At 71.2% G+C, this 17,426-nt stretch carries 15 protein-coding genes and 1 pseudogene; 12 read left to right on the forward strand and 4 right to left on the reverse strand.

Annotated features, from left to right (window positions below):
• The first annotated feature begins 388 nt into the window (after positions 1-388).
• Complete coding sequence (locus ACKI2N_RS18350; RefSeq protein WP_420996027.1) at positions 389-1,087, forward strand: GNAT family N-acetyltransferase; 699 nt, start codon at positions 389-391, stop codon at positions 1,085-1,087.
• Positions 1,088-1,182: 95 nt separating this feature from the next.
• Here the strand turns inward: ACKI2N_RS18350 and ACKI2N_RS18355 are convergent, their stop codons facing one another.
• From ACKI2N_RS18355 to ACKI2N_RS18365, 3 genes are all read right to left on the reverse strand, one after another.
• The gene (locus ACKI2N_RS18355; protein WP_420996028.1) at positions 1,183-1,674 is read right to left on the reverse strand and encodes an Lrp/AsnC family transcriptional regulator; all 492 of its coding nucleotides are present in this window, start codon (positions 1,672-1,674) and stop codon (positions 1,183-1,185) included.
• Positions 1,675-2,035: 361 nt separating this feature from the next.
• Entirely contained in the window at positions 2,036-2,617 is a 582-nt protein-coding gene (locus ACKI2N_RS18360; RefSeq protein WP_420996029.1) for an EF-hand domain-containing protein, read from the reverse strand.
• Between the two features lie 162 nt (positions 2,618-2,779).
• Entirely contained in the window at positions 2,780-3,385 is a 606-nt protein-coding gene (locus ACKI2N_RS18365) for a hypothetical protein (RefSeq protein WP_420996030.1), read from the reverse strand.
• A gap of 237 nt (positions 3,386-3,622) precedes the next feature.
• Between ACKI2N_RS18365 and gspG the strand changes: the two genes are divergently transcribed.
• The 11 genes from gspG (at position 3,623) to gspF (ending at position 15,287) form a co-directional block, all read left to right on the forward strand.
• Positions 3,623-4,108: a type II secretion system major pseudopilin GspG gene (gene gspG, locus ACKI2N_RS18370; protein WP_420996144.1), complete on the forward strand. Its 486-nt coding sequence runs from the start codon at positions 3,623-3,625 to the stop codon at positions 4,106-4,108.
• A gap of 36 nt (positions 4,109-4,144) precedes the next feature.
• A complete protein-coding gene (locus tag ACKI2N_RS18375; protein WP_420996031.1) occupies positions 4,145-4,636 on the forward strand; it encodes a GspH/FimT family pseudopilin in 492 nt (163 codons plus the stop codon).
• Positions 4,633-5,046 carry a type II secretion system minor pseudopilin GspI gene (gspI, locus tag ACKI2N_RS18380; RefSeq protein WP_420996032.1) on the forward strand — a complete coding sequence of 138 codons (414 nt, stop codon included), beginning with the start codon at positions 4,633-4,635 and terminating at the stop codon, positions 5,044-5,046. Before ACKI2N_RS18375 ends, gspI begins: the two co-directional genes overlap by 4 nt.
• Complete coding sequence (locus ACKI2N_RS18385) at positions 5,024-5,755, forward strand: PulJ/GspJ family protein (RefSeq protein ID WP_420996033.1); 732 nt, start codon at positions 5,024-5,026, stop codon at positions 5,753-5,755. The genes gspI and ACKI2N_RS18385 overlap by 23 nt, the downstream gene beginning before the upstream one ends.
• A 2-nt stretch (positions 5,756-5,757) precedes the next feature.
• Entirely contained in the window at positions 5,758-6,813 is a 1,056-nt protein-coding gene (gspK, locus tag ACKI2N_RS18390; RefSeq protein ID WP_420996034.1) for a type II secretion system minor pseudopilin GspK, read from the forward strand.
• A 304-nt stretch (positions 6,814-7,117) separates the two neighbouring features.
• Complete coding sequence (gene gspL, locus ACKI2N_RS18395) at positions 7,118-8,530, forward strand: type II secretion system protein GspL (protein WP_426990116.1); 1,413 nt, start codon at positions 7,118-7,120, stop codon at positions 8,528-8,530.
• 23 nt (positions 8,531-8,553) lie between these two features.
• Complete coding sequence (locus ACKI2N_RS18400; RefSeq protein WP_420996036.1) at positions 8,554-9,150, forward strand: type II secretion system protein M; 597 nt, start codon at positions 8,554-8,556, stop codon at positions 9,148-9,150.
• Positions 9,150-10,001 carry a type II secretion system protein N gene (gspN, locus tag ACKI2N_RS18405; RefSeq protein ID WP_420996037.1) on the forward strand — a complete coding sequence of 284 codons (852 nt, stop codon included), beginning with the start codon at positions 9,150-9,152 and terminating at the stop codon, positions 9,999-10,001. The genes ACKI2N_RS18400 and gspN overlap by 1 nt, the downstream gene beginning before the upstream one ends.
• Positions 10,002-10,053: 52 nt before the next feature.
• Positions 10,054-12,507, forward strand: coding sequence for a type II secretion system secretin GspD (gene gspD, locus ACKI2N_RS18410; RefSeq protein ID WP_420996038.1), 2,454 nt, complete (start codon positions 10,054-10,056; stop codon positions 12,505-12,507).
• A 15-nt stretch (positions 12,508-12,522) separates the two neighbouring features.
• Positions 12,523-14,049: a type II secretion system ATPase GspE gene (gene gspE / locus ACKI2N_RS18415; protein WP_420996039.1), complete on the forward strand. Its 1,527-nt coding sequence runs from the start codon at positions 12,523-12,525 to the stop codon at positions 14,047-14,049.
• Positions 14,050-14,069: 20 nt separating this feature from the next.
• Positions 14,070-15,287 (forward strand): type II secretion system inner membrane protein GspF, encoded by a 1,218-nt coding sequence (gene gspF / locus ACKI2N_RS18420; protein ID WP_420996040.1) that lies wholly within the window; start codon positions 14,070-14,072, stop codon positions 15,285-15,287.
• A 1,263-nt stretch (positions 15,288-16,550) separates the two neighbouring features.
• Here the strand turns inward: gspF and ACKI2N_RS18425 are convergent.
• A pseudogene (locus ACKI2N_RS18425) lies at positions 16,551-17,399 on the reverse strand (NYN domain-containing protein); the annotation flags it as partial.
• Positions 17,400-17,426 lie beyond the last annotated feature (27 nt).

Raw genomic sequence — 17,426 nt, forward strand, 5'->3', positions numbered from 1 at the left:
GAACGAAGACTCACATGCGGAGGTGGCTCGGGCGGCTCCTGCCGCAGCGAAGTCCGGTGCCGCCGGCATGCGGCGCGGCAGGTGACCGGTATGCGGCGTTGCAACAAATCCACACCCGCGGTGCCCGACGGCACCATGAATCACACACTAAGCCTTTGATTTAATTGATGATAAACAAAAATTACAAAATGCGGCCAACTGGCACACCCTGGAACCTTACGTCAGGCTGACAATTCCACTACAATACTTTTTGCAATGCAGCAAGATAGTGTTTGCCCTCGGGCCCGGCTTTTCGCAGCCTCCCGCACTGGGTCCGGCGCCGAAAGTGCGTGGCCGAACACCTGCTGAGTGCTATTTTTATACCTGAATACGTCGCAAGGAAAACAAAGTGAATCCGCTCGAACTGAGCAAGGCCGTCGGGGCCGTATCCGACGAAGATCTCCGCCGTGCATCCGCAGCCGCGCAAGCCTCGCATCGCCCCACCACGCTGGTGCGCGAGCTGGCCGCGCATCATCGCTCGCGCCTGCTCAAGCATTTCCTCGCCCTGGGCGAGGAGGATCGCCTGCTCCGTTTCGGCCAGTCGGTCGGCGACCATGTGATCGAGGCCTATGTCGACAGCATCGACTTCGACCACGACACCGTGTTCGGCGTCTACGACGAGCACCTCGAACTGATCGGCGTGGGCCACTTCGCCAACCTGCGCGACAACACCCAGGGCCGCGTGGCCGAGTTCGGCGTGTCGGTGTCGCAGAGCGCGCGCGGGCGCGGCATCGGCAGCGCCCTGTTCGAGCGCGCCGCCATGCACGGCCGCAACAGCAACGTGCGCACGCTGTACATGCACTGCCTGTCGCGCAACGCCGCCATGATGCACATCGCCAAGAAGGCCGGCATGAAGGTGCAGTACGCCTACGGCGAGGCCGATGCCTACCTGGAGCTGCCGCCGGCCGATACCGTCAGCCGCCTGACCGAGGCGCTCGACGAGCAGGTGGCCGACCTCGACTACATGGTCCGCCGCAACCTGCGCGACGCGCGCCGCTTCGGCCTGCGCTTCTGGCGCTCGATGCTGCCGCAGAAACGCACGGCCTGACCTCGTCCCCGATTCTGGCTCCAGCCTCTGGCTCCAGCCCCGATGGCGCGCCCGCCCGGCGCGCCATTTTCATTGGCGCACGGGCACCGCGGCGCTCAGCCGCCCATCACCGGCAGCGCGGTGGTGTCCTTGATGCACTCCAGCGCGAAGCTCGAGCGCACGTCGATCACCGCCGGATGCGCCAGCAGGTGGTCCTTCATGAAGCGCGCGAAGTGCTCCATGTCTTCCACGTAGACCTTCAGCAGCAGGTCCATCTCCCCGGTCATCGCATGGCACGCGGCCACTTCCGGCCAGATCGCGATGGCGGCGCGGAACAGGTCCAGCGGCGCCTTGCCCTTGGGCGCGCCGCCGTGCTTCTCGAGCCGTACGTTGATGTAGGCCAGCAGCCCCAGCCCGATCCTGCCCGGCTCCAGCAGCGCCGCGTACTGGCGGATCACGCCGATCTCCTCCAGCCGCCGGATGCGTCTCAGGCAAGGGCTCGGCGACAGGTTCACGCGCTCGGCCACTTCCAGGTTGGTCAGTCTCCCGTTGGTCTGCAATACCTCCAGGATCTTCCTGTCGATCTTGTCCAGCTCCACCTTGCTCACGATATTGTTGCTCCGCAATATGTTTGACGGCAATTTTTTTGCGCAAATTTAGCAAGCTGTGCACAAGTATGCAATTTTTTGTGTGCTTCCGGACCTCGTGGCCGGCATTCGTTCTCCCCGGCGGCGCCGCGCTCCTCCCACGCGGCCGCCGCGCCTCCCCTGAAAACAGCGGCGACGGCAAAGCGGAATTTCGGCCGCCGTGCACTGGAACCGGGCATCCGGGACGCGAGCGTTGGGAAGGCAAGGATGGTGCCAAGGCCAGCGGCGCGGGCCGCCGCCGCAAGAAAAAAAGCGCGACCGTGCAGGTCGCGCTTTCCGATGTCCGCGGCGCCGGCCGCCGCGGGTTCCCGCCTGGACCGGATCAGCCGCCGCGGCTCGAAGGCGTTGCCGGGTTGGCCGGGTTGCGGTGCTGCTGGCGCCATTGGTCGTGCATCTTCTGCATGGCGGCACGGATCTCGTCCATGGTCAGCTTGCCGTCGTGGTTGGCGTCGAGCTGGTCGAAGCGCTTGGCCAGGCGCGGGAAACCGGCCTGGACTTCCGCCTTGGTCAGCGCGCCGTCGCCGTTCTTGTCGGCGGCCTTGAAGCGCGCCTCGAAGTCGGCCTGCATCGCCGCGCGGCGCTGCTCCCTCATGGTCTTGCGATAGGCCGCGAGTTCGCTCTTGTCGAGCTTGCCGTCGTGGTTGGTGTCGATCTTGTCGAACAGCGCATCGACCTCGGCCTTGGAGATGGTGCCGTCGCCGTCGGTGTCGAGCGACTTCAGCCATATGCCGCCGCCGTGCCCCATATGATGGCGCATGGCGCCTTGCGCGCCAGGTGCCGGCGTGGCCGGCGTGGCCGGCGCGGGCGCCGCGGTCTGCGCGAAAGCCGTGCCGCCCATCGCCAGGAACACCGCCGAAGCGGCCATGAAATTCCGGATCGAACGCGTCTTGAGATTGCCTTGCATGTCTTTGCTCCTTTTTCGTCTCGGTGGACTGGTACGGATTAGAACGCAAGGCAGGCGCGAAAGTTGGGTCCTCTAATACGTTGTTACGCGGCTCACAGTTGGGCGGCGTTCCCGTAAACCGCTGAAAGCATTGGTAAATATATGCGCCGCCGCGCGCGAGGCTCAGTCCTTGGCGGAAGCCGGCTCGCCCTGCGCGTTGACGGCCTGCCCCGGCAGCGATTGCTGCGGCACGGGAACGGGAGCGGCCGGCACCGGCATCGGCGTGGACAGCGGCGCCGCGGCGCCGGCCGGCAGCGCCGGCTGCGCGGGCGCCGCCGCGCCGCGCGTGACGATGGCCGGCACCGGCAGCGCGATTTCCTGGCGCACGCCGTTGCGCTCGATCACCACGCCGCGGTCGCGGATTTCCACCAGCCGCAACTGCGGCGACAGCGCGGTGCCCGCGCGCACCGCCTTGGGCGGGCCGCCGTCGAGCGAGAGAATGGCCGCGCCGGCGCCGCCGCCGCCGCGGCCGATCTCGGCAACCACGCCGATCAGCTGCACGTCGCGCACGCCGGACTGCGCGGCGCCGCCGAACAGCGTGCCGGCGGCGCCGGTCTCCACCGCCTCGGTCTGCGCCACGCGCGCGGTGCGCGGTACGGGAATGGTCTTCATGGCGCTGAAGGTCAGCACCCAGCGCGTGGCCAGCGCGCACAGCGCGACGAACAGCACCAGCGCCGCCAGGCGCGGCAGCCAGAGGCCGGCGGGGTTGAAGCGAAAGGCGGGCCGCATGGAAAGTTGCACGGGACGGAGCTGCAGCGGGCTGCAAAAGGGGGGAAAGCGCCAAGCCTACCAGAGCCGCGTGACAACTGTCTGCCCCTCGCCGGCACGCCGCGCGGGGCTGGCCGCTTGCGCGAGCACCCGCTCACAAAGCCGTCATCAAGTGGCGGTTATACTGTCCGGCCAGCCGCAGCGCCCCCGCGTCCGGGGTCCGGCGCTGCACCAGATATTCCAAATAGGCTATCCATGATGCGTAGGTTCGCTGCCAGTTTCTCCGATTCCGATTCTTTCCGCCGCCCTTCCCGTTCCCGGTCCCGCCGCCAGGCGCGCGGCTTCACGCTGATCGAGATCATGGTCGTGATCGTGATCCTCGGCGTGCTGGCCGCGCTGGTGGTGCCCAAGATCATGAGCCGCCCCGACGAGGCCCGCATCGTGGCCGCGCGCCAGGATATCTCGTCGATCATGCAGGCGCTCAAGCTGTACCGCCTCGACAACAGCCGCTACCCCACCACCGAGCAGGGCCTGGCCGCGCTGGTGGCCCGGCCCACCACCGAGCCCATCCCCAACAACTGGAAGGGCGGCGGCTACCTGGAAAAGCTGCCCAAGGACCCCTGGGGCCATCCCTACCAGTACCTGAACCCGGGCGTGCGCGGCGAGATCGACGTGTTCAGCTTCGGTGCCGACGGCCAGGCCGGCGGCAGCGCCAACGACGCCGACATCGGCAACTGGGAATAAGGACGCATCGCCCATGACCACGGCAGGCGTGCAGCCATGACCCCCGGGCCGCAAGGCCGCCGGCGCCAGCCCGGCAGCCACGGCTTCACCCTGCTGGAGTTGCTGGTGGTGATGGTGATCGCCGGCATCGTGATCTCGCTGGTCGCCGTCAACGCCTCGCCCAACGAGCGCGGCCGCGTGCTCGACGACGGCCAGCGCATCGCGCGCCTGTTCGAGCTGGCGCAGGAAGAGGCGCAACTGCGCGCGCGCCCGATCGCCTGGGAAGCCGATGTCACCGGCTGGCGCTTCCTGCAGGCCACGCCGGCCGGCTGGACGGCGTTCACCACCGATGTGTTCGCCCCCGCCAGCTGGCGCCTGCGCCTGGACAGCGTGGCCGTGACCGAGGGCGGCCGCGGCAACAACGGCACGCGCCTGGTGTTCGGGCGCGAGCTGATCGACGGCCCCCAGCACGTGGTGCTGGTGCGCGGCGACATCCGCGTGGACGTGGCCGGCGACGGCACCGGCCGCTATTTCGCCAGCACGCCATGACGCGCCCGCCCGCCCGCCGCCGCCCGGGCCGCGCCCGGCGCGGCTTCACCCTGATCGAAGTGCTGGTCGCGCTGACCATCCTGGCCGTGGCGCTGACCGCCGCCATGCGCGCGATGGGCTCGATGATCGAGGCCGGCAGCGCACTGCAGACGCGCATGCTGGCCGAGTGGAGCGCCGAGAACCACCTCGCCACGCTGCGCCTGTCCAAGACGTGGCCGGAGCCGGGCACGCGCGGCTATGCCTGCCCGCAGGGCGGCGTGCTGCTGTACTGCGAGGAAACCGTCTCGGGCACGCCCAACCCGTCGTTCCGCCGCGTCGAGATCGCGGTCTACCCGTCGGACGCCGACAAATCCGTGCGCCTGGCCTGGCTCGTCACCATCGTTCCCAATGAAACGCGCAACCTGCTCTGAACGGCGGCCCGGACCGCGCGCGCGCGCGGGCACCGGCACGCGCGGCTTCACGCTGCTGGAAATGCTGGTGGCCATCACCCTGCTGGCCGTGATCGCCGTGATCGCCTGGCGCGGCCTGGACGCCATGACGCGCAGCCGCGAGCGCCTGACCGACCACGACCAGCGCCTCAACACGCTCAAGCTGTTGTACGGGCAGTTCCAGTCCGACTGCGAGCACCTTTCCAGCCCCGCGCTGCTGCAGCGCAGCCCGGTAGAGATCGGCAACGGCCAGCTGTTGATGGTGCGCGACCGCCGCGACGAGGGCCGCCCCACCCAGTGGCAGGTGGTGGCCTACCGCCTCGACGGCGACACCGTGGTGCGCGCGGCCAGCCCGCCGGCGGACAGCCGCGGCGCGGTGCAGGCCGCGCTGCAGGCGCTGCGCCAGGCCGGCGGCGGCGGCAACCTGGTGCGCCCGCTGGTGGGCGACGCCGACGGCCTGTCGGCACGCGCGTGGGTGGAGCCGGGCGGCTGGCAGTCCGAGAACGGCCGCATCGCCGCGGCCCTGCTCAGCGGCAATGCCAGCGCCAGCGCGGTGGCCGCCTCCGCCGCGGGCGTCAGCCTCGGCGTGGCCACCACGGCGGTGCGCGCCATCGAGCTCAGCCTCTCGGCGCGCATGGGCGACGGCGACGCGCCGCGCTATTTCCAGAAAATCTGCATGACCGGCCTATGAGCATGCGCCCGCCCTCCCTCGCCCGCCGCCCGTCCCGCCGCCTCGCGCCGCGCCGCCGCCAGCGCGGCGCCGCCGTGGTGACCGCGCTGCTGGTGGTGACGCTGGCGGTGGTGGTGGTTTCCGGCATGCTGTGGCGCCAGCAGGTGCAGATCCGCTCCATCGAGAACCAGCGCCTGCTGGCCCAGGCCACCTGGATCGAGCGCGCCGCGGTCGACTGGGCCCGCCTGATCCTGCGCGACGACCAGCGCCGCACCAACGTGGACCAGTTGGGCGAGCCCTGGGCCGTGCCCATCGCCGAGACCCGGCTGTCGGATTTCCTCGGCGCCGCGCTGCGCACCGACCAGGAAGGCGAGACCTCCTTCCTCTCCGGCCGCATCCAGGACGCGCAGGCGCGCTTCAACCTCAGCAACCTGGTGCTGTGGAGCGCCAGCGAGTCGCAGGGCCGCGTGGCCACCGTCGACCCGTCCAGCGTGGCGACCTACCGCCGCCTGCTGCAGACGCTGGGCCTGAACGCCGCGCTGGCCGAGCCCACCGCGAGCTACCTGGTCAACGCGGCCATGGGCAGCGGCGGCGACGGCGACGGCGGCGGCAGCAGCCGGCCGTGCCTGCGCGCGCCGGACGGCGTCGACGACCTGCTGGCCATCCCGGGCTACACGCCGGACATCGTGGCGGCGCTCGAGCCCTTCGTCGACCTGCTGCCCGAGCGCACGCTGGTCAACGGCAACACCGCCGAGGCCGAGGTGCTGTCCGCGGTGATCGACAAGCTGCCGCTGGACCGCGCGCGCGAACTGGTGCGCCAGCGCGACCGCGCCTATTTCAACAATCTGTCCGACCTGCAATCCCAGCTGCGCACGCTGGCGCCGCAGTCCGACCCCAACAGCGCCGCCAGCACGCTCGACGTGCGCACCCACTATTTCCTGGTCTACGGCCTGATCCGCCACGAGCGCGCCGCCCGCATGCAGGTGTCGCTGGTCTACCGCGGCGAAGTGATGGGCAACGCCAACACCACCCGGGTGGTCTGGGTGCGCGACATCGACCGCATGCCCGAGCAACGCTGAGGCCGCCGGAATGCGCCGGAAAGCATCCCGCCAACTGTCGCCAAAGGCGCCTGCAGCCGTGGCTGGAGGCCGCCCGGCGACAGTCGTCAGACAGATACGTATTGACGCCAATTCGTCACACAGGCAAGGTATGCTCCGGCCCGGCGGAAGCGGTAGTCCAAGGTCTTGCGCTTCTTCGCCTGTCCAGTGCCGCCGGCAGCATCGCAGCCGGCGTCTTTCGCGCAGCGGAGCGCTCCGCCGCGCGGGCCGCCTGTCCCCCGCCATCGTTCATTGACGCCATTGCTGGCGCAGTAGCAAGGAAATCTTGAGCACCACCCTGTACGTCCGCCTGCCGCACAGGCCGCACGACCAGCCGCAACCCTGGCACTTCGGCGCCCTGCCGTTCGCGCTGGTGCGCGCGGCCGTCGCCGGGCGCGGGCGCCGCCAGGGCCCCCAGCCGGCGCCGCAGCTGTTGCGCGAAGGCCACGCTTCCATCGCCGAATTGCCCGCCGCCGAGCGCCTGGTCCTGATCATGGCCGCCAGCGACGTATTGCTCACCCCGGCCACGGTACCGCCGCTGGCGCCGGCGCGCCTCAAGCTCGCGCTGCCCAACCTGGTGGAAGACGTGCTGGCCGCCGATGCCCAGCTCAGCCACATCGCGGTCGGCCCCGCGCTGGACGCGCCCGCCGCCAAGGCCGCGGCCGGCGCCCGCCGGCGCCTGCTGATGGTGGCCGACCGCGCCTGGCTGCGCGCCGTGATGGACGCCTTCGCCGGCCACCGCCACCGCCGCCGCCACGTGCTGCCGGCACAGTTGTGCCTGCCGCTGCCGGCGCCCGTGCCGCCGGGCGAAGCTGAAACCGAAGGTGAAGGCGGAGGCGATGCCGCCGCCGCGGATGCCGCGCCGCTGGCCGCGCTGGCGATCGAGGCCGCCACCCTGACCAGCGCCTCGCCCCTGTTTGAAACGGAAGGCATGCCCGCGCCGGAGCCGGCCTCCCGCCTGTGGCAACTGACCGTGCGCAGCAGCGAGTACGCCGGCTATGGCCTGCTGCTCGGCGACGACGCGCTCGGCGCCTGGCAGGCCCTGGCCCCGCCGGGCGAGTGGCATGCCACGCCCGAGGCGCTCGCGCAGGCCGCGCCGCCGGGCGCGCATGCGCTCGGCTGGCCAGTGTGGATCGAAGGCGCGCAGGCCAGCCTGCTCGACCCCGCGCTCGACTTGGCCCAGTTCGAATTCGCGCAGGGCCGCGCCGACCGCTGGAACCTGCTGGCCTGGCGCCTGCCGCTGGCGCTGGCCGCCGGCCTGCTGCTGGTGCAGCTGATCGGCATGAATGCGCAGTGGCTGATGCTTGGCCAGGAAGAAAAGCGCCTGCTGGCGGGCCAGGAGCAGACGCTGCGCAGCGCCTTCCCGCAGATCCCCGTGGTGATCGACCCGCCGCTGCAGATGCGCCGCCAGGTCGACCAGTTGCGGCTGGCCAGCGGCCGCAGCACGCCCGACGATTTCCTGCCGCTGGCGGACCGCTTCGGCCAGGCCGCGCGCCAGCTCGCCCCCGACGCCCTGCTGGCGCTCGAATATCGCGGCCGCACCCTGTACGCCACCCTCAAGCCCGGCACCAACGCCGAGGCGCTGCGCAGCGCGGCGCGCCAGGCCGGCCTGGCCATGGAGCCGGACCAGAGCCCGCCCGACGCCGCGCGCGGCAACGCGCCGGCCGGCACGCGCTGGTCGATCAAGCCCAGCCTGTGAGCGCGCCCCGCCAAGTGAACCCGATGAAACAGACCGCATCCCAGTCCGCCGCCGCCGGACGCCAGCGCACCGCCGACCGGCTGGCGCGCCTGCGCCCGCGCGTGCCGCAGCGCTGGCAGGAGCGCTTCCAGGCGTTCTGGTCGGCGCGCAATCCGCGCGAACAGGCCATCCTGGCCGCCGGCAGCGCCGTGCTGGCGCTGGTGATCGGCTACAGCGCGCTGTGGGAGCCCGCCGCCGACGGCCGCGCCAGGCTCCAGCGCAGCCTGCCGCAACTGCGCACCGACCTCGCCGAGATGGAAACGCTGGCGCAGGAAGCGCGCAGCCTGGCCGCCAGCCCGGCGCCGTCGCTGCGCGGCGAGGCGCTCACCCAGGCGCTGCAGGACAGCCTGGCCCAGCACGGCCTCAAGGCCACGCGGCTGGCCAGCACCGGCGAGAACGGCGTGCAGCTCCAGCTCGACAAGGTGCCGTTCGGCGCCGTGGCGAGCTGGCTGCAGGACGTGCGCCAGCAGCAGCGGCTCAAGGTCACCGAAACCCGCATCGTCTACGTGGGCGCCACCGCGCTGGTCAACCTCACGGCCACGCTGCAAGGTCCGGCCGCCAGCCCCGGCGGGCGCGGCTGATGGCCCGCCTCGAGGCCCTCCGGCTGGCCCGCCGCGGCGTGCGCCGCCCGCTCGGCTGGCGCAGCCTGGGCTGGCTCGCGCTGGGCCTGGCCACGGTCGCGCTGACCGTGCTGGCGGCATTTCCGGCAACCTGGATCGCCGACGGCATCGCCAGCCAGAGCCAGCGCCGCGTGCTGCTGGCCGACGCCGAGGGCTCGCTGTGGAAAGGCAGCGCCACGCTGGCGCTGTCCGCCGGCGCCGGCAGCGAGACCGCCACCGTGCTGCCCGGGCGGCTGCAGTGGTCGGTGTCGTTCTGGCCGTTGCTGACCGGCACGCTGCGCCTGGTGGTGATGCACACTGAGGCCATGAGCGCCCCCGTGGGCGTGACCGTGACGCCGCTGGGCTGGACCGCCCAGGCCGGCGCCATCCGGCTGCCGGCGGCGCTGCTCGAAGGCGTGGGCGCGCCGTTCAACACGCTGCGCCCGGACGGCCGGATGCGCCTCGACTGGTCCATGCTGCAGGGCCGCTTCTTCCGCCGCGCGGGCGAGCCCGGCGACGGTGGCAACGGCAATGGCGGCGGCGGCGGCCTGACCGGCCACCTGACGCTGCGCCTCGAGCAAGTATCATCGGCCGTCAGCCGGGTGCGCCCGCTGGGCAGCTACCGGGCCGAGATCGACTGGGCCGGCGGCGCCGGCAAGCTGGAACTGACAACCCTTGCCGGGCCGCTGCACCTGCAAGGCAGCGGCACCCTGGGCCGCCAGGCGCGCTTCGAGGGCACGGCCAACGCCGACCCCGACGCCGCCGCGCAATTGGTGGGCCTGTTGAGCCTGCTGGGACGACGTGAGGACAATGTGACACGGCTGCGCTTCTGACCCAGGCGGCCGGTGCGCCTGTGCGCACCGCCCCCGCAGCCCGGAACCGATTATGAAAACCCAAGCTCTACGACCTTCGTTCAAGACCTGCTGCGCCCGCGCCACCGCGCTGCTGTGCGGCCTATCCCTGCTGGCGCCGGCGCCGCTGTGGGCCCAGCAACCGGCGCCCGCGCCCGCGCAGCCCGGCCAGCCGCCGGACCTGACCCCGCGCAACCGCGACCAGGTCGTGCTGAACTTCGTCAACGCCGATCTCGAATCGGTGGTGAAGGCGGTCGGACAGGCCACCGGCAAGAATTTCGTCATCGACCCGCGCGTCAAGGGCACGGTGAACCTGGTGACCGAGCAGCCGGTGTCGCGCTCGCAGGCGCTGGAGACGCTGGGCTCGGTGCTGCGCATGCAGGGCTATGCGATGGTCGAGAGCAACGGCTTCACCAAGGTGGTGCCCGAAGCCGACGCCAAGCTGCAGGGCTCGCCGATCGTGGTCGGCGGCGGCCACTCGCGCGGCGACCAGGTGGTGACCCAGGTGTTCCGCCTCAACTATGAGTCGGCCAACAACCTGGTGCCGGTGCTGCGGCCGATGATCGCGCCCAACAACACCATCACCGCCTACCCCGGCAACAACACGCTGGTCATCACCGACTACGCCGAGAACCTGCAGCGCCTGGCCCGCATCATCGCCGCCATCGACGCGCCGGCCTCGGGCGAGGTCGAGCTGGTGCCGCTCAAGAACGCCATCGCCAGCGATACCGCGCTGGTGCTGCAGAAGCTGCTGGACCCGGGTGCCGCGGGCGGTGCCGCCGGCGGCGCGCCGGGCGTCGACGCCAGCCTGCGCACCACCGTGGTGGCCGAGCCGCGCAGCAACGCGCTGATGATCCGCGCCCCCAGCCGCGCGCGCCTGCAGCAGGCCCGCCAGCTCATCGAAAAGCTCGACCAGCCCTATGCGCGCCCCGGCAACATCTGGGTGGTGCCGCTGAAGAACGCCGAAGCCACCAAGCTGGCGCAGACGCTGCGCGCCATCGTGGCCGCCGACAGCTCCTTCAGCACCAACCAGCAAGGCACCCCGGGCGCGGCCGGCGTGGGCGCCGCCGGCGCCGGCGGCCTGCTCAACACCGCCACGTCCACCAGCGGCCAGTACACCGGCGGCACCACGGGCAGTTCGCGCAGCGGCTACGGCTCGGGGTCCGGATCGGGCTTTGGCGCGGGCGGCGGCTCGGCCTTCTCGGCTTCGTTCGCCACCAACAGCCTGCCCACCACCGGCGGCATCATCCAGGCCGACCCGGCCACCAATTCGCTCATCATCACCGCCACCGAACCGGTCTACCGCAACCTGCGCGCCGTGATCGACGACCTCGACGCGCGCCGCGCGCAGGTCTACATCGAATCGATGATCGTCGAAGTGTCGTCCACCCAGACCGGACAGCTCGGCATCCAGTGGCAGGGCCTGCTCAGCTCGGGCAACAACAACACCAACGTGTTCGCCGGCACCAACTTCGGCACCGGCGGCCAGAACATCATCAACCTGACCGGCGCCGTGGCCGGCATCGCGGCCAACGGCGCCTCGGCCATCCCGTCGGTCTCCGGCCTCGTGCCGGACCTGGCCGGCCTGAACCTGGGCATCGTCAACAAGGCCGTCGGCCTGGGCGCGCTGCTGCGCGCGCTGGGCAGCGACGGCAGCGTCAACCTGCTGTCCACGCCGAACCTGATCACGCTCGAGAACGAGGAAGCCAAGATCCTGATCGGCCAGAACATCCCGATCACCACCGGCTCCTACGCGCAGACCGGCGGCTCCGCCTCGGTCACGCCGTTCCAGACCTTCGACCGCAAGGACGTCGGCATCACGCTGCGCGTCAAGCCGCAGATCACCGACGGCGGCCTGGTCAAGATGCAGATCTACCAGGAGTCCTCCTCGGTGGTGGCGGGCACCGCCACCCTGACGCAGGGCCCGACCACCAACGTGCGCTCGATCGAGACCAACGTGCTGGTGGACGACGGCCAGATCATCGTGCTGGGCGGCCTGATCGAGGACACCTACGGCGACAGCGTGCAGAAGGTGCCCGGCCTGGGCGACCTGCCGTGGATCGGCGGCCTGTTCCGCTACGAGAACAAGAACCGCGGCAAGACCAACCTGCTGGTGTTCCTGCGTCCCTACGTGATGCGCACCGCCGGCGCCACCGACCGCCTCACGCAGGACCGCTACGACTACATGCGCGGCCTGCAGCAGGGCTACGTGTCGCCCAACACCATGACGCGCGACACCAACACGCCGGTGCTGCCGCCCGCGGACGCGCCGGCCGCGCCGTTCGTCGACCCGCGCTCGCGCGGCCCGGTGCCGGGCCCGCTGCCGCTGGAGCAGACCTTGCCGCAGGCGCGCCAGCAGCCCGCGCCGGATGCCGCGGACGCCCAGGGCGCGCCGGGCCAGGCCGGCGCCGGCGCCGGCGGCGCGCCGCTGCCGCCGGGCATCAACCTCGGCAACGCCACGGTGGACACCGTGCGCGGCGCGAACTGAGAACCGGGACCCGCCATGGCAACTAGCACCGCCCCAGCCGCGCCGCCGGAGCCGCCCTCGACCCTGGCCGCGCGCCTGGTCCCGTACGGCTTCGCGCGCGAGGCGCGCCTGCTGGTCGCGCACCAGCGCGCCGACGGGCTGGAAGTGTGGGTCAGCAGCGGCACCTCGCCCGCGGCGCTGGCCGAGCTCACGCGCGTGCACGGCCCGCTGCGCCTGCGCGTGCTGGCCCCCGAGGCGCTCGAGCTGGCCATGTCCGAGGCCTACAACCGCCAGGACAGCGGCAGCGCCGCGCAGGTGGTCGGCGAGGTGGAGGGCGAGGTCGACCTGTCGCGCCTGATGCAGGACATTCCCGCCGTGGAAGACCTGCTCGAATCCGAGGACGACGCGCCCATCATCCGCATGATCAACGCGCTGCTCACGCAGGCCGCGCGCGAAGGCGCCTCCGACATCCACATCGAGCCGTTCGAGTCGTCCTCGGTGGTGCGCTTCCGCGTGGACGGCACGCTGCGCGACGTGGTGCGCCCGAAGAAGGCGCTGCACGGCGCGCTGATCTCGCGCATCAAGATCATGGCCCAGCTCGACATCGCCGAGAAGCGCCTGCCGCAGGACGGCCGCATCACGCTGCGCGTGGGCGGACGGCCGGTGGACGTGCGCGTCTCCACGCTGCCCACCGGACACGGCGAGCGCGCGGTGCTGCGCCTGCTGGACAAGGAAGCCGGCCGCCTGGACCTGGCCAAGCTCGGCATGGCGCCGGGCACGCTGCGCGGCTTCGACGGCCTGATCCGCCAGCCGCACGGCATCGTGCTGGTGACCGGCCCGACCGGCTCGGGCAAGACCACCACGCTGTACGCCGCGCTGTCGCGGCTCGATTCGCGCACCACCAACATCATGACGGTGGAAGACCCGATCGAGTACGACCTCGACGGCATCGGCCAGACCCAGGTCAACCCGCGCATCGACATGACCTTCGGCAAGGCGCTGCGGGCCATCCTGCGCCAGGACCCGGACGTGGTGATGATCGGCGAGATCCGCGACCTCGAAACCGCGCAGATCGCGGTGCAGGCCTCGCTCACGGGCCACCTGGTGCTGGCCACGCTGCACACCAACGATTCCGCCTCGGCGGTGACGCGGCTGGTCGACATGGGCATCGAGCCGTTCCTGCTGTCGTCGTCGCTGCTCGGCGTGCTGGCGCAGCGGCTGGTGCGCCGCCTGTGCCAGCATTGCAAGCGCGAGGAAGTGATCGAAGTCACGCCCGAGGAAGCCGACGCCCTGCTCGCGCAGGGCAAGCCGCTGCAGCGCGTGTGGCACGCGGTGGGCTGCGACAAGTGCGGCCACTCCGGCTACCAGGGCCGCATGGGCGTGTACGAGCTGCTCACCGTCGACGACGAGATCCGCACCATGATCCACCGCCAGTCGCCCGAATCCGAGATCAAGAAGGTGGCGCTGGCGCGCGGCATGCACACCATGCGCGGCGATGCGCAGCGCTGGATCGACAGCGGCGCCACCGCGCTGGAAGAAGTGCTGCGCGTGACGCGCGACTAGCCGGGACGTAGAAACCAGCCATGCCCGCCTACCGTTACGAGGCCGTAGACGCCGCCGGCAAGACCGACCGCGGCGTGATCGAGGCCGACAGCCCCAAGCAGGCGCGCACCCAGTTGCGCGCGCGCGGCCTCACGCCGCTCAACGTGGACCCGCTGGCCGGCGTGGGCGGGGTGCAGAAGAGCAGCACGGCGTCCTTCGTGCGGCGCCTGTCCACCCAGGAGCAGGCGCTGTTTACGCGCCAGCTCGCCAGCCTGATCGTGGCCGGCCTGCCGCTGGACGAGGCGCTGGCCGCGCTGGCCGACCAGGCCGAGCGCCGCTACGTGCACGAGCTGCTGGCCGGCATCCGCGCCGAGGTCATGGGCGGCAGCTCGCTGTCGCTGGCGCTGCAGCAGCATCCGCGCGATTTCCCGGACATCTACCGCGCGCTGGTCTCGGCCGGCGAGCACTCCGGCCACCTCGGCCTGGTGCTGGAAAAGCTGGCCGACTACATCGAGACGCGCAACACGCTCACCTCCAAGATCCGGCTGGCCTTCACCTACCCGGCGATCGTCACCGTGGTGGCCTTCGCCATCGTGATCTTCCTGCTCTCCTACGTGGTGCCGCAGGTGGTGAGCGTGTTCGCCAACACCAAGCAGAAGCTGCCCACGCTGACCATCGTCATGCTGGCGCTGTCGGATTTCGTGCGCAACTGGTGGTGGGCCGCGCTGGCCTTCATCGCCGCGGTGGCGCTCGGCATCCGCAGCCTGCTGCGCCAGCCCGGCGTGCGGCTGTCGTGGCACCGCTGGCTGCTGACCGCGCCGCTGCTGGGCAAGCTGATCCGCGGCTACAACACCGCGCGCTTCGCCAGCACGCTGGCCATCCTGGTGTCGGCCGGCGTGCCCATCCTGCGCAGCCTGCAGGCGGCCGGCGAGACGCTCACCAACGAAGCGCTCAAGGACAACGTGGACGACGCCACCACGCGCGTGCGCGAAGGCGCCTCGCTGGCGCGCGCGCTGGCCGCGCAGAACCAGTTCCCGCCGGTGCTGGTGCACCTGATCCGCTCGGGCGAAGCCACCGGCAACCTGCCGATCATGCTCGAGCGCGCGGCCCAGGGCGAAGGCCAGGAACTCGAGCGGCGCACGCTGTTCCTGACCAGCCTGCTGGAGCCGCTGCTGATCCTGAGCATGGGCGTGGTGGTGCTCCTGATCGTGCTGGCGGTGCTGATGCCGATCATCGAGATCAACCAGCTGGTGCGGTAGCGCGGCGGCGCCGGGCGGCCTCCCGGTTGCCGAAGGTCCGCTTCCGTCTCCCCGCGTGTATGCACATGGGAGAGGGGAGCAAACCGCCGGTGACGGACCGGCCTTGCCCACAACGTAAAACGGCGCCTTGCGGCGCCGTTCTTTTCGACAGGGATGGTGCGGGGCCGCTTATTCGGCGGCCTTCGCGGTCTTCTTCGGTGCGCGCTTGGCCGGGGCCTTCTTGGCTGCCGGCGCGGCCACCTTCTTGGCGGGCGCGGCCTTCTTCGCGGCCGGCGCCTTCTTGGCAGGCGCGGCGGCCTTCTTCGCCGGTGCCTTGGGCTTGGCTTTCGCCTTGGGCTTGGCCTTCGGCTCTGCCACGGGAGCTTCTTCGACTTCCTGGGCGTCCTGGGCGTCCTCGGCTTCTTCTGCTTGCGCAGTCTGCGCCGCGGCGGCCGGTTCCGGCGCCTGCGCCACTTCCGCGGCTTCCGCCACTTCGCCGGCCCGGGCCTGCGGCGCCGGCTCGGCTGCCTGCGCTTCGCTGGCCGGTTCGGCCACTTCGACCGCTTCTACCGGTTCCGCCCACCGGAACGACCTGACCGGCTCGATCGCCGCGACCGGCTCGACCACCGGCGCGATCACCGTGGCCGAAGGCGCCACGAAGATCGAGCGGTCCATCGGCCACGGCGTCTCGCTCAGCGTGACCTCGGGCTTGGGCGGCTTGCGGCGGCGCGCGCCGTCGGCGGTGCCGGCGCCGCTTTCCGCGTCGGCGTCCGCCTGCGGCTCGGCCTCGTCGAGGCCGTCGTCCGCCATCCCGAGCGCGTCCAGCGGATCGACCACGAACGAGGGCACCGCCTCGTCCTCCTGCTCGTCGGCGGCGAATTCGGGCAGCGGCGCAGGCTGGACGGGCAGCGCGGGCTGCTGCTGCGCCGGCGCCGGGCGCGCGCCGTTCGGCTGCTGGGAGCCCTGGCGGCCGTCGCCGCGACGGTTGTCGCCACGGCGGCCTTCGCGGCCTTCCCGGTTGTCGCGACCTTCGCGGCTTTCGCGATTGTCTCGGCCGTCACCCTGGCGACCCTCGCGGTTTTCGCGCGGCTCGCGCGGCTCGCGATTCTCGCCCCCCTGGCGCGCTTCGCCGCGGTTGTCGCGACTGCTGTCGCGGCTATCACGGCTCTCGCGGCCGTCGCGGTTCTCCACCGGACGGCTTTCCGCCTGGCGGTTCTCGCCCTGGCGGTTGTCACGGCTATCCCGGTTTTCGCGATTGTCGCGATTGTCGCGGCCTTCGCCCGGGCGGCCGTCCTGGCGGTGCTCGGCCGGACGGCTCTCCGCAGGGCGGTTCTCGGCGGGACGGTTCTCGCCCTCGCCCGGCCTGGCGCGGCGCTTGAGGCGCACCCACAGCGTCTTGTTGTTGCCGCCGTTGCGCGTCTCGACTTCGAACAGCCCGGTGGCGGCCACCAGTTCGGAGAGCTTGCCGTAGCCGTAGTTGCGCGAGTCGAATTCCGGCGCCTGCTTGGCGATATGGGTACCCATGCCGCCCAGCGTGGACCAGCCTTCTTCGTCGGATACGGCCTGCGAGGCGCTCTGCAGCAGGCGCACCAGGCGCGAATCCTGGCGCAGCTCGCCGCTGCTGCGCTTGCGCGCGGGCGCGGCGGCGCCATCGGCCTCCGTGTCGGTATCGGCATCGCTGTCGGCGCGCAGCACGTCGGCGAAGATGAACTTGTCGCAGGCGGTGACGAAGGGCTTGGGCGTCTTGCGCTCGCCGAAGCCGTACACGGTCAGGCCCTGCTCGCGGATGCGCGAGGCCAGGCGCGTGAAGTCGCTGTCGCTGGAGACGATGCAGAAGCCGTCGAAGCGGCCGGTGTACAGCAGGTCCATCGCGTCGATGATCATCGCGCTGTCGGTGGCGTTCTTGCCCACCGTGTAGCGGAACTGCTGGATCGGCTGGATCGAGTGCGAGAGCAGGCGCTCCTTCCAGCCGGCGAGGTTGGGCTTGGTCCAGTCGCCGTAGATGCGCTTGACGGCGGCCACGCCGTACTTGGCGACTTCGGCCAGCAGGCCTTCGACGATGGCGGGCGCCGCGTTGTCGGCGTCGATCAGCACGGCCAGGGTCGCGGTGCCCTGGCGGGAGGAAATGGTCATTTAGGGTCCTGGAGGCCGGTCGGCCTC

Origin of the sequence: Cupriavidus sp. 30B13, assembly GCF_049059565.2 — a bacterium.
Classification (GTDB): Bacteria; Pseudomonadota; Gammaproteobacteria; order Burkholderiales; family Burkholderiaceae; genus Cupriavidus.